This is a genomic window from Streptomyces bottropensis ATCC 25435, from assembly GCF_000383595.1.
Lineage (GTDB): Bacteria > Actinomycetota > Actinomycetes > Streptomycetales > Streptomycetaceae > Streptomyces > Streptomyces bottropensis.
This window is the reverse complement of sequence record NZ_KB911581.1, coordinates 4646100-4658231: the sequence shown is the minus strand read 5'-3', so window position 1 is coordinate 4658231 and position 12132 is coordinate 4646100. Positions and strand designations below refer to the sequence as shown.

Sequence of the window (12132 nt, the reverse complement as noted above, 5' to 3'; positions counted from 1 at the left end):
CGACTGACACGCCGACTTGCTCACTCTGCGGGCCAGTTCACCGAGACGAGACCACGAACCGGGCGACCGCCCCGACCGGAAGGACCTGTCCGTGCTCAGCACCCGGATCACCAACGCCCACATCATCACGATGGACCCGGACCGCCCCGCCGCCCGGGAACTCGGCATCTGGCGGGGGCGGATCGTCGGCCTGGACGAGGACGTGGCGGGGCTCCCGGCGCGGCGCGCGCTGGACCTGGACGGCGCCACGCTGCTTCCCGGCTTCATCGACGCCCATGTGCACCTGGCATGGACGGGCCTGAAGGCGGCGGCGCCCAGTGTCGCGCCGAGCCGTCGCGTCGACGACGTGCTCCGCGTGGTGGCGGACGCGGTCGCCGCGGCCCCCGTCGGCGGCTGGGTGGACTTCGGCGGCTACGACCAGCGCACCCTCGACCGCCCGCTGACGGCGAGCGATCTGGACGCCGTCAGCGCCGGGCGCAGGGTGTCCCTGGGCCATCTGTCCGGACACGCCTGCCTGGTCAACTCGGCGGTGCTGAACGGTCTGCCCGCGCAGGTCGCGCGGCCCGACGGTTTCCTCGCGGAGGGCGCCATGGGGGCCGCGCTCGCGACCCGGCCACCGCACTCGCTCACCGAACTGGCCTCGGCGGTCGAGCACGCGGCGCGCGCCTGCCGCTCCGAGGGCATCACGGGGTGCGCCGAGGCGGGGGTCGGGGCCCGGCTGTTCGGACACAGCCCCATCGAGGGCGCCGCCTACCAGCTGGCCCACGAGTCGGGCCGACTGCCGGTGCGGGTACGGCTGATGGTGGCCGCCGACGCGCTGCGGCCGGTCGGCGCGGCCGCCGAGGACACCACGAGCCGGGCGATCGACCTCGGTCTGCGCACGGGCTTCGGGGACGGCGCGCTCTCCCTGGGCGCACTCAAGATCTTCACCGACGGCGGCATGATGGCCCGTACGGCGGCGCTCACCAGCCCCTATCTGGGCACCGAGGGTTCCGGGCAGCTCATGCACGAGCCCGAGGTGCTGGAGAGCACGATCGTGGAGGGCCATCTCGCCGGCTGGCAGCTCGCGGTGCACGCGATCGGCGACCGGGCCCTCGACGTGGCCCTGGACGCGCTGGAGAAGGCACAGAAGCTGAGCCCCCGCCCGGAGGCACGCCACCGTGTCGAGCACGCGGGCCTGGTCCGCCCCGACCAGCTCCCCCGCCTGGCCGCGCTCGGCGTCACCGTCGTCATCCAGCCGAACTTCCTGCGCCACTACGGCGACGACTACGCCACGATCATGGGCGAGGACCGGGCCGGCTGGCTGTACCGGGGCCGGGGCTTCCTCGACCACGGCGTCCGGGTCGCCGGCAGCTCGGACCGCCCGGTCGCGGACGGCGCCCCGCTGCGGGCGATCCGGTTCATGGTGGAGCGGGCCTCGGAGTCCGGCCGCCTCATCGGCGCGGACGAGGCGGTCACCGTCGAGGAGGCCCTGCGCGCGTACACGATCGAGGCGGCACGCGCCTGCCGCTGGGAGAGCGACGCCGGCACCCTCACCCCCGGCAAGCGGGCCGACCTCGTGGTGCTGGGCGACGATCCACGCCGGGTGGAGGTGTCACGCATCGGGGAGATCGAGGTAGTGCGGACGTTCGTCGAGGGTGAGGACACGTACTGACGGGGTGAGGGGGCTTGGGCTACGGGATCGCGGCCCATCGGTCCGGGGAAGAGCGAACGGCGGCCACTGACGGACAGCCGGTTCGAGGGTCGGCGGCGCCGTCGTCGCCGGCCCGTACGGCTGCTTCGGCGCGGCGTGCTCGGGGCAGGTCGTGCCCCGTCGCCTTGTCCGGCTCAATCGGATCGCCCGCGCCCGCAACTCGTCAGCCGATCCGCGGTTCTGCCAGCAACAGCACCCGGTCGGACGCGACGTCGAAGCCCAGTACCGGATGCCCCTGGTCTCGGTCGCCCTCGGACATCAGCACCACCGGCTTGCCCAGTCGGCGCCCGATCGCACAGAGAAGTCCGCTCAGGAGCTCCAGTCGTTCCTGCCCTCGCAACTCCCGCAGGTCCACGTCGAAACCGATCTCGTCCGCCGACTCCAACCGGAAGATCGCCAGGACATCCGGCACCGGCCAGACCCACAGATCCGCGCACCCGGCATCAGCGGGCCGCGAGAACACCTCTTCGGCCCGTGGCAGCGGCATGATCACCCCGCCTGCGGAGTACTCACTCCGCCAGCCACTCGAAACGATCAGATCGAGCACCGTCTGCCAGTCCTGGACCGTGGTTCCCGTGACCCACACGTCCGGCAGATATCCCTCCCACTCAAGGTCGAAGAAGGCCTTCACGTCATCCCACCGCAGCTCGGGCACCGGGCAAGGGTGGCCTCAGGTCGAAGACGAGCGCACCCGGATTTCCCCCACCGAGCCCCCAGGCTCCCGCCATGTGTGGTCGGGGCCCCGGGCCGCACGGGAAGTCACCGGAGTTGTGTACGCGGAGAGTCGGACGCCCAATACTGTGCGCAGACGTCGTCAGGGGGCGCGAGATGAAGTGGTTCCAGCGCGAGCGTGCCGGACAACAGGCAGTCGTGGCACCGCTGTCGACCGGGCCCGGCAAGAGCGACGAACCCCCTCGGCAAGCACCCCCGCCGCTCACCGCGGGCGGCCCGCCGCTCCAGCGGATCGGCGGCGTGGGCGACCAGGTCACCCGGCTGACCACCGGGAGGGGCCCGGTCATCCTCGACATCACGCACACGGGGGCCGGGCACTTCGTCGTGGACGCGCTGGACGGGCGGCTGCACTCCCAGAGCCAACTCGTCTACACCGACGGGCCCTTCTCGTGCCGTGCCCTGGTGAACGCCGACGACCGGCCGGTGCGGGCGCTGCGGATCCAGGCGGACGGACCGTGGGCGGTCGACGTGAGCCCGGTGTCGAGCGCGCTCCCCTGCGAGGGCCGCACCGTACGTCCCGCCTCGGACGTACTGCGCCACACCGGTGGCCCGGGGATCGCCACCCTCCGGTACGAGGGCGATCCGCGGTCCGAGGACGGCGGCTACTTCCTCGTCGACACCTTCGAGCCCGACGGCACCGCCTTCCTCGACGAACTGGCCAACCACGTGGGCCCCTGGCACGGCGAGGCCCCCCTGGCCGGCCCCTGCCTCATCCACGCCCGCTCCGACGGCCCGTGGTCGATCACCGTCCGGCCGCTGGAGCAGTGGGGTCGATGATGCCGACGACGTCTCAGGCGAGGGACTCGTAGTACGCCTTCTGCGCCGGGTAGTAGTCCTCGAAGTCGGGCCGGGGCCCGCCCCGGCGTGCGGCGGTGAGCATGTCCAGGTAGTAGTCCCATCCGGGGCCGATCGAGCCGACGGCCTCCGGGGAGGCGAGATGGTGGATCAGCCGGAGTTCGGTGGCGCCTTCCGTCTCGGTCAGCAGCAGCTCCAGCGACCAGGAGCCTGCCTCGTCGTCCATCGAGACGGCGAGACGGTGCGGCGGCTCGCAGGCTTCGATGCGGATCGGGCACCAGGGCGCCGACTCCTCGAAGGCCATCTGCACCTCGACGGTGCGGCCCGGCGCGGCTTCGCCGCGCCAGGGGCCGAACCAACGGGCGGTGCGCTCCGGTTCGGTGACGCTCGCCCAGACGTCGCGCGCGGGGGCGGAGTAGGTGCGGGTGAGGACGAGGTCGTGTCCGGACGGCGTGGGCACGAGCTGCCCGGTCGGTTCGAGGGTCATGCCGTTTCCTCCCTGGGGTGGGGCGCGGTGGGCGATGCGGGGCCCGGCTCGGCACGTCTGCGGTCCCTGCGGGTCCGGTGGACCTCGGTCTCCAGTGCCGCGAGACGCTGCGACCAGCCGGGCTGCCGGCTGTCGAACAGGGCGAGCCACGCCGCGAGTGGGCCCAGCGGGGCGCGCACGAGCGAGTACCGGCGGTGGCGCCCGATCTGCTCGTCCACGGCCAGACCGGCCTCACGCAGCACGCGCAGGTGACGGCTCACCGCCGGCCTGCTGATGGGGAATCTGCTCGCGATCTCGCCCGCCGTCAGTGGGGTGTGGCGCAACATGAGCAGGATCTCCCGGCGCACCGGATCGGCGACGGCCTGGGCCACCTCGCTGAGTTCATCCACCCCAGAAGCGTAACTCATCGGTTACGCGTTCCGGGCATGACCTCATCGCCCGCCTCGGGAGGCGCATGGTCCCACCCGGTCGAGCCGAGGGCTTCCGCGGAGGTGCTACGCGGCCGGAGCCGGAGCCTGCGCCGCGTTCGGTTCCCGCTCCTCGGGGCCCGGGTCGGTGGTGGTCACCCGGGCGGCGGGAATGAACGCGGCGACCGCGGCGGCGAGCAGCGCGGCGCCGCAGCCGATCAGCAGGCCGGTGCGGAAGCCGTCCTCCGAGGGGAGGCTGAAGCCGCCGAGCGTGGTGGTCATCTGGGCAAGGACCACACCGACCACGGCGGCCGCGGTGGAGGTGCCGAGGGCGCGCATCAGGGTGTTGAAGCTGTTGGCGGAGGCCGTCCCGGACAACGGCACCGCGCTCATGATCAGCGCGGGCATGGCGCCGTACGCGAGGCCGACGCCGGAGCTGACGACGAGGGAGACGATCAGCAGACCCCAGGTGGAGCCCATCAGCACGAGCGTGAGGCCGTAGCCAGTGCCGATCACCAAGGACCCGGTGACCAGCGTGAACTTGGGCCCGCGGGCGTTGGTGAGTTTTCCGCCGAGCGGAGAGAGCGCCATCATCATCAGCCCGGCCGGGGCCATCCACAGCGCCATGGCCAGCATCGACTGGCCCAGACCGTAGCCGGTGGCCTCGGGCAGTCGCAGCAGCTGCGGAGTGATCAGCGACTGCGCGTACATGCCGAAGCCGACGAGGACGGAGGCGACATTGGTGAGCAGCACGCGTGGGTGGGCGGTGGTCCGCAGGTCGACCAGCGGCTCGCGGGTGCGCAGTTCCCACACGCCCCAGAAGACCAGCAGGGCGACTGCTCCGGCGAACAGACCGAGAGTGGTCGCGGAGCCCCAGCCCCAGTCCGCCCCCTTGGACACCGCGAGCAGCAGGCACACCACACCGCCGCCGAGGGCGAGGGCGCCGACGAAGTCGAAGCGCTGCCCCCGGGCCCCGGCGGGGGTCTCGGGAACCAGGAACCAGATCATGGCGGTGACGGCGACGGCCAGCCCGGCGGCGCCCCAGAACAGCACGCGCCAGCTGGCGTACTGGGCGACCGCGGCGGCGATCGGCAGGCCGAGACCGGCACCGATGCCCAGGGATGCGCTGACCAGGGCGATGGAGCCACTGAGCTTCTCCGGCGCGATGACGTCACGCAACAGGCTGATGCCGAGCGGCACCACGCCCATGCCGATGCCCTGCAACCCCCGGCCCACGACCATCGGCACGACGGTCGAGGACAGCGCGCACACCACGGAGCCGAGGATCAGCGGGGCGCAGCAGACGAGCAGCATGCGGCGCTTGCCGTGAAGGTCGCCGAGGCGTCCGCCGATCGGACCGAAGACGGCTCCCGTCAGCAGAGTCGCGGTGATGACCCAGGAGGCGTTGGCGGCGCTGGTGTCGAGGATCGTGGGCAGGTCGGTGAGGAGCGGGGTCACCAGGGTCTGCATGATCGCGGCGACGATGCCGGCCAGCGCCAGCGTCGCGATGACACCGCCCGGACGGGTGGCGGGCGGGGGGTTGGCCGTCAAGGGATTCCTCCGTGCGATGTACCGACGACGGGGCATACGTCATGCACCTGGCGTGCAGCATACCTGTCACGTGCATGGCACACGTTCTATGCATTGCTCACGTAGCATGCTCGATGCACGCCTCATGCATGATGCACATCGCGAAGCCGACGTCCGTCCGGGCGGGCCCCGCCGCCGGGATGGAAAGATCGCCGTGGCGGTATCCGCAACGAGAAGGTGGGCGACCGTGGAAGAGCCGACGCGCCGGGTCGAGTACGAGAACATGCTGCTCGGGCGTTACCAGCATCTGAGCCAGAGCAAGGGGCGCCGCAAGGACTCCACGCTGGAGCGCAGCGCGTACATCCTGCTCAGCCGCATCCGCGTCGAGGGGCCGATGTCGATCAGCGAGCTGAGCGACGCCTTCGGTCTCGACGCCTCCACCCTGCGCCGGCAGACCGCCGCCGCCCTGCGGGCCGGACTGGTCGAGTACGCCCTCGACCCGGAGGGCGGCGTGGCGCGGAAGTTCCGTATCACCGAGGAGGGCGGGCGCCGGCTGGACGAGGAGCGTGAGGGCAACGTCCGCAGCCTCGCCCTGGTGCTGGAGGGCTGGTCCGAGGAGGACATCGCCGGATTCGCCGACTACCTCCAGCGGTTCAACACCAGCATCGAGCGGCTGCACGGAAAGGCATGGCCGCGCCCGTAGCCGGGGGCCGGGTAGCCTCGGGGGCATGCGGATCTCCGTCTCCTCGGACATGGACGAGCCCGTCGCCCGCCTCCTTCTCACGGAGTTGCGCGACCGGGGCCATGAGGTGCTGACCCACGGCGCGCTGCGCGTGGGGGACGACCCCAGGTGGGCGGCCTGCTCGGAGGCGGCGGCGCGCGATGTCGCCGCCGGGAGGGCGGACCAGGCCGTCGTGTGCTGCTGGACGGGCACCGGCGCGTCCATCGCCGCGAACAAGGTGCCCGGGGTACGGGCCGCCCTGTGCGCGGACGCCTACACGGCCGACGGCGCCCGGCGCTGGAACGACGCCAACGTCCTGGCGATCGGGCTGCGGCTGACCTCCGAGCCGCTGCTGAGGGAGATCCTCGACGCCTGGTTCGCCGCCGAGGCCGGACAGGACGCCGACGACCGGGAGAACGTGGCCCTCGTCGAGCGTCTCGACGTCAGCCGGGGTACCGGCCGGAGCGGATGAAGACGGGCGCGGCCCACGGCGGCGGTCGCGGCGGGGCCTCGGGCGGCCCGGAGGCCTTCGGCGCGACCGACCGGGTCGGCGCGTGCCCCGCCGGGAAGCCGCGTGCGGCGTCGGCGGCCCGGAGCGCGGCCACGAAGGACAGACAGGAGTCGTAGCGGTCGTCCGGGGACTTGGCCAGCGCCGTCGCCAGCACCCCGTCCACGGCCGGCGGCAGATCGGGGCGCTCGGCGGTCAGCGGGGGCGGCTCGTCGTACTGGTGGGCCCACAACAGGGCCATGTCGTCGTCCCGTTGGAACGGCGGCCGGCCACAGAGCGTCTCGTGGACGACGCAGGCGAGGCTGTAGACGTCGCAGCGGCCGTCGACGGGCTTGCCGGAGATCTGCTCCGGGGCCACGTAGTCCAGGGTGCCCACGAACTGGCCGACGCTGGTGAACCCGGTCAGGGACAGGGATTTCTTCGTCAGACCGAAGTCGGTGAGGTAGACGTGCTCGGGATGGTCGCTGTCGGTGCCCTGCGCGACCAGGATGTTGCCGGGCTTCACGTCCCGGTGCACCAGCCCGTGGTCGTGCGCCGCGTCGAGCGCGGAGGCGACCTGGGCGGCGATCCGGGTGGCGGTCGTGACCGGCAAGGGGCCCTCTCGGTCCAGCAGATGCCGCAGATCGCTGCCCGCGACGTACCGCATGGCGATGTAGAGGACCCCGTCCGTCTCGCCCGCCTCGAAGACCGGCACGATGTGCGGGTGGTCGATCGCCGCGGCCACCCGTGACTCGTGCGTGAAACGGCGCCGGAAGGTGTCGTTCCGGGCCAGTTCCGGGGCGAGCAGCTTCAGCGCGACCGTCCGTTCCAGGCGCAGGTCCAGCGCCTGGTAGACGACGGCCATACCGCCCCGGCCGATCTCGCGTTCGATGCGGTAGCCGGCGATCTGCCGTCCGACCAGCTCGGAGGGGCGCCCCGCGTACGGCTGTGTCTCACTCATCGCGGGTCACCGGCGGGACCAGCCGGGTGGGTTCGTGATCGTGCGGCCGGTCGGTCGCGCGGTCGGGCGCAGGCCCGGGACCGGGTTCCGCGACGACGCGCGTCGCCTCGGGGGCGGGAGCGGCGGTGGGCGGGGGGTGCGGGGCGGCCGGCGTCGCCTGCGGGGTGTCGCCCACGGCGAAGGTGCTCAGCCGGGTCCCGTCGCAGTACACCCACCGCTCGTGCGCGGCGTCGAACAGCCACAGCGACTCGCCGTCGACGACCACGCCGATCCGCAGCCCCTTCGTACGGTCGCGGAAGGCCTCCCCGTCGCGATGTCCCGCGGCCAGCGCCTCCGCCTCGGTCCGGTAACGCGACAGGGCCTCCTCGGCCCGGGCCAGCAGCGGACGCGGGTCGGCGGTGCGGGCGACGTCCGCGCCGGCCGCGGGCGGGTCCTGGGGTACGGCGACGAGGAGACGGGCGTCGATCCAGGCGGACCAGCCGTTGGCGCACAGGGCGTGACCCCAGTCGCCGCGCCGCTCCAGCAGTTGGACGGGCAGCAGCGCGTCGAGGGCCGCGGTGGGGCGGGAGGGATCGGGGAGTTCCCAGGCGGGCAGCCCGCCCGGCGGGACGACATGGGTGGGAAGGAAACCGGTGGTCGTCATCGCGGCTACTTCCGCATCACCGCGGGTTCGCGGCGGCGCAGCAGCCGGGCGACGAGCCAGCCGCAGAGCAGCGACAGGACGACGAGCATCCCCACGTCGAGCAGCCACACGCCCGCCGAGTGCGCGAACAGCGGGTCCGTCGTGTCGGGGACGATCCGTTCGAGGTCGATCGTGCCGGCCATCGCGGCGAACGCCCACCGCGACGGCACCAGCCAGGCCAGCTGTTCGAGGACGATCGTGCCGTTGACGTCCAGCAGCGCGCCGCAGAACACGACCTGGACGATCGCGAGGAGCACCAGCAGCGGCATGGTGACCTCCTCCTTGCGCACCAGTGCGGAGACCACCAGGCCGAGCATCATCGCGGTGAAGGAGAGCAGCGCCACGGCGACCGTGATCTCGACCAGGGGCGGCATCAGCACCCCTTCGCCGCCCGGGGCGTTGAGATCGACGCCGAGCAGGGCGACCAGGGTGAGGACGACCGCCTGGAGGACGGTGATCGTGCCGAGGACGACGACCTTGGACATCAGGTACGCGGATCTGGACAGGCCGACGGCCCGTTCTCGCCGGTAGATCACCCGTTCCTTGACCAGTTCCCGCACGGCGTTCGCCGCACCCGTCAGAACCCCGCCCACACACAGGATGAGCAGCGCGTTCATGGCGGTCTCCCGGTCCAGCGTGCTCCCCGCGAGTGCCCTGGCCATCGCGCCCATCACGAACGGCAGCGCGATCATGATGGCGAGGAAGGTGCGGTCGGCGCCGAGCGCGGCCGCGTACCGGCGTACCAGCGTGCCCAGTTGGGCGCCCCAGCTCTGCGGTTTGGGCGGCGGTGCCACGGCGACGGGCTCGGGGTCGTCGGGCAGATACGGCCGGCCCATGGAGGCGGTGACGTACTGGCGCTGGAAGGGCGAGTCCCGGTACTCCCCCGCCCAGTCCCGCTCCTGGTCGCGTTCGAAGGCCTCGAAGGCCTCCGGCCACTGTTCGAACCCGAAGAAGGCGAGGGTGTCGTCCGGCGGGCCGTAGTAGGCGACCTTGCCGCCGGGCGCGAGGACGAGGAGCCGGTCGCAGACGTCGAGGCTGAGGACGCTGTGGGTGACGACGATGACCGTGCGGCCGTCGTCGGCGAGGCCGCGCAGCATGTGCATCACCGAGCGGTCCATGCCCGGGTCGAGACCGGAGGTCGGTTCGTCGAGGAACAGCAGGGAGGGCTTGGTCAGCAGTTCCAGGGCGACGCTGACCCGTTTGCGCTGGCCGCCGGAGAGGCTGTGGATGGGCTGGCCGGCCCGCTGTTCGAGGCCCAGTTCGCGGATCACCTCGTCGACCCGGGCCTGTCGCTCGGCCTTCGCGGTGTCCTGCGGGAAGCGGAGTTCGGCGGCGTAGGACAGGGCCCTGCGGACGGTCAGCTGCGCGTGCAGGATGTCGTCCTGCGGGACCAGGCCGATGCGCTGGCGCAGTTCGGCGTAGTCGCGGTAGAGGTCGCGCCCGTCGTAGAGGACCGTGCCGCTGTCGGCCGGGCGCTGCCCGGTCAGGGCGTTCAGGAGCGTGGACTTGCCGGCGCCGCTGGGGCCGACCACGGCCAAAAGGCATTTCTCGCCGACCGGAAACGACACCTTGTCCAGGAGCGTCTTGCGGCCGCGGTCGACGGCCACGGTGAGTTCCTGGACATCGAGGGAGACCTCGCCGGTGTCTACGTACTCCTGCAGTTGGTCCCCGACCAGGCAGAACGCGGAGTGCCCGATGCCAACGATGTCACCGGGAGTGACCATGGCCTGGTCAACGGGCGTTCCGTTGAGAAAGGTGCCGTTGTGGCTGCCGAGGTCGACGATCTCGTACGTGCCCTCCGGCCGCGCCCGCAGTTCCGCGTGCCGGCGGGAGACGATGAGGTCGTCGATGACCAGGTCGTTGTCGGAGGCGCGGCCGATTCGGACGGTCCGCTCGGGCAGCGGACGGACGCTGGTGGGCCGACGGAACGTGCCGGTGGAGGCGGGTCGGAAGATGCCGGAGGGGCGCTCGGGGGCGAGACCGGTGAGCACCGCTCGGGGGCCGTCGGGCAGGCTCCCGAAGTGGATGACGGTGCCGGGGCCGACGTCCCACTCGCGGACGCGGTGGCCGTCGGCGTACGTGCCGTTGGTGCTGTGCTCGTCCTCGATCGTCCAGTGACCGGCCTCGGCCCGCAGCACCGCGTGGTGCCACGAGACCCGGTCGTCGTCGAGCACGACGTCGCTGAGCGGGTCGCGTCCCACGTGGTACGCGTGGTTCGGGGTCATCACCGTGGAGCCCGACTCGGTTTCCAGAACGAGTTCGGGCGCGGTCGGTGCGATGGACCGCTCTGCCATGCAGGAAATTCTACCGATTCACCCGGATATGCGCCCGGCCGCCGCAGCGGGGCCGGGTGACGGCGGTGAATCTCGACTCCGGGGCGCGATCGCCGGGCGGTCCCGGGGTCAGGCGGCGGGAGCGGCGATGCGCTGGGCGATGCGCTGCATGCGCACGGCGTCGACGGACTCCGCGAGCAGTTCGTACTCCGTGGTGTCGTCGTTGGTCGCGATCCGGACCAGGTTCCCGGCCGCCAACTCGTCGGCCACCAGGCCCTGTTGCGCTTCGTCGGTGGACCAGGCACGCAGCAGGGCCGGTACGTCCGGCACGGTGTCGGCGACCGGAACGACCGCGTTCGGGGGGAAGTTCGGGTTCTCGGGGCGCGGATCGAGGCGTTCGGCGATCCATAACGCGCGGTCGCGCATCCACCACAGCGCCAGCGCCAACGTGGGGGCGCGGTAGGTTCCGAGGGGCACGCCGACACGCCGGCCGCCGCACCACCCGTACGCGGTGACATGGCACAGGAATTCGTCGTGCACGCTTCGCTCCCCCGATCGCATGCCGTTCCGCCCGACCTCGCTCGCCGCGCGGACTTGCTCCCGCCTCACAGATTTGCCGGCCGTACACATCCGGCGATCCGAGAGTCACGCACAGTGACGCGATGTACGCGCACGGGTGCGCGTTCGTTCATGACTCAATCGCCCTGTCAGTCGAGTATCGCCACGGCTGACACTCTGTCACCATGCCAATTCGGCCAGTCTCTTGGCATATGCGAGCGCGCGCGTGGCCGAAACGATGCGCAGGGCCCTCCGACCGGGCCTTCCTCGGGATGACCTCCGAGGTAATCGACGCCTGCGGCACGTCCGGGGCATCGTGTGCGGTGCCGGATCCCGAGGAGGCCGCGGACAGCCGCGGATCCGGTCACCGTTTCCTACGCAGATCCCCGATGGAGGGTTCAATGATCATGCCCGCGAATCAGCAGAGCCCGGACCGCTACGAGGCCGCCGTCGCCCGCTACTTCGAGGCCTGGAACGCGGACGGCGAGGAGGACCGGACACGGGCGGTCACCGCCGCCTGGGCCGCCGACGGCGGCTACACCGATCCGCTGGCCGACGTGCGCGGCCACGAGGATATCGCCGCACTGATCACGGCGGCCCGGAAACAGTTCCCCGGCCTCGCCTTCCGTCCGTCCACGGCCGTGGACGGACACCACGACACCGCCCGCTTCGCCTGGGAACTGGTGGACGAGGCGGGCGGCGGGGCGCCGGTCGCCGGCTTCGACGTGATCACGCTCGACGCGCAGGACCGCATCCGGAGCGTGTACGGCTTCCTGGACCGGGTGCCGGCGGCGTAGCCCCGGCGA

13 protein-coding genes are annotated in these 12132 nt (G+C 72.0%); 5 read left to right on the top strand and 8 right to left on the bottom strand.

The annotated features are described in order from the left end of the window. Nucleotides 1-91 precede the first annotated feature (91 nt). On the top strand, nt 92-1654 hold the full coding sequence (locus STRBO_RS0120540; RefSeq protein WP_020114697.1) for an amidohydrolase: 1563 nt from the start codon (nt 92-94) through the stop codon (nt 1652-1654). Nucleotides 1655-1856: 202 nt separating this feature from the next. On the opposite strand, the gene STRBO_RS0120535 is transcribed toward STRBO_RS0120540, so the two are convergent. Further along, nucleotides 1857-2348, bottom strand: coding sequence for a hypothetical protein (locus STRBO_RS0120535; protein ID WP_005474314.1), 492 nt, complete (start codon nt 2346-2348; stop codon nt 1857-1859). A gap of 173 nt (nt 2349-2521) precedes the next feature. Here STRBO_RS0120535 and STRBO_RS0120530 point away from each other — a divergent pair, with 173 nt between their 5' ends. Continuing rightward, a complete protein-coding gene (locus STRBO_RS0120530) occupies nt 2522-3202 on the top strand; it encodes a hypothetical protein (protein WP_005474316.1) in 681 nt (226 codons plus the stop codon). 13 nt (nt 3203-3215) lie between these two features. Here the strand turns inward: STRBO_RS0120530 and STRBO_RS0120525 are convergent, their stop codons facing one another. The 3 genes from STRBO_RS0120525 to STRBO_RS0120515 form a co-directional block, all read right to left on the bottom strand. Continuing rightward, nucleotides 3216-3707 carry an SRPBCC family protein gene (locus STRBO_RS0120525; RefSeq protein ID WP_005474320.1) on the bottom strand — a complete coding sequence of 164 codons (492 nt, stop codon included), beginning with the start codon at nt 3705-3707 and terminating at the stop codon, nt 3216-3218. Beyond that, nucleotides 3704-4096, bottom strand: coding sequence for an ArsR/SmtB family transcription factor (locus tag STRBO_RS0120520; RefSeq protein ID WP_005474322.1), 393 nt, complete (start codon nt 4094-4096; stop codon nt 3704-3706). The genes STRBO_RS0120525 and STRBO_RS0120520 overlap by 4 nt, the downstream gene beginning before the upstream one ends. Before the next feature lie 105 nt (nt 4097-4201). After that, nucleotides 4202-5701 carry an MFS transporter gene (locus STRBO_RS0120515; protein ID WP_381288556.1) on the bottom strand — a complete coding sequence of 500 codons (1500 nt, stop codon included), beginning with the start codon at nt 5699-5701 and terminating at the stop codon, nt 4202-4204. Nucleotides 5702-5891: 190 nt separating this feature from the next. Here STRBO_RS0120515 and STRBO_RS0120510 point away from each other — a divergent pair, with 190 nt between their 5' ends. Both STRBO_RS0120510 and STRBO_RS0120505 read left to right on the top strand, forming a co-directional pair. Next, on the top strand, nt 5892-6347 hold the full coding sequence (locus STRBO_RS0120510; protein ID WP_005474326.1) for a MarR family winged helix-turn-helix transcriptional regulator: 456 nt from the start codon (nt 5892-5894) through the stop codon (nt 6345-6347). Between the two features lie 25 nt (nt 6348-6372). Further along, nucleotides 6373-6837 (top strand): RpiB/LacA/LacB family sugar-phosphate isomerase, encoded by a 465-nt coding sequence (locus STRBO_RS0120505; RefSeq protein ID WP_005474328.1) that lies wholly within the window; start codon nt 6373-6375, stop codon nt 6835-6837. Here the strand turns inward: STRBO_RS0120505 and STRBO_RS0120500 are convergent. From STRBO_RS0120500 to STRBO_RS0120485, 4 genes are all read right to left on the bottom strand, one after another. Continuing rightward, the gene (locus tag STRBO_RS0120500) at nt 6809-7813 is read right to left on the bottom strand and encodes a serine/threonine-protein kinase (RefSeq protein ID WP_005474330.1); all 1005 of its coding nucleotides are present in this window, start codon (nt 7811-7813) and stop codon (nt 6809-6811) included. The genes STRBO_RS0120505 and STRBO_RS0120500 overlap by 29 nt on opposite strands. Next, a complete protein-coding gene (locus STRBO_RS0120495; RefSeq protein WP_005474332.1) occupies nt 7806-8456 on the bottom strand; it encodes a hypothetical protein in 651 nt (216 codons plus the stop codon). The genes STRBO_RS0120500 and STRBO_RS0120495 overlap by 8 nt, the downstream gene beginning before the upstream one ends. Nucleotides 8457-8461: 5 nt before the next feature. After that, entirely contained in the window at nt 8462-10789 is a 2328-nt protein-coding gene (locus STRBO_RS0120490; protein WP_005474334.1) for an FHA domain-containing protein, read from the bottom strand. 108 nt (nt 10790-10897) lie between these two features. Beyond that, nucleotides 10898-11308 (bottom strand): hypothetical protein, encoded by a 411-nt coding sequence (locus tag STRBO_RS0120485; RefSeq protein ID WP_005474339.1) that lies wholly within the window; start codon nt 11306-11308, stop codon nt 10898-10900. Between the two features lie 419 nt (nt 11309-11727). On the opposite strand from STRBO_RS0120485, the gene STRBO_RS0120480 reads away from it, so the two are divergent. Next, nucleotides 11728-12123 (top strand): nuclear transport factor 2 family protein, encoded by a 396-nt coding sequence (locus STRBO_RS0120480; RefSeq protein ID WP_005474340.1) that lies wholly within the window; start codon nt 11728-11730, stop codon nt 12121-12123. Nucleotides 12124-12132: the final 9 nt, after the last annotated feature.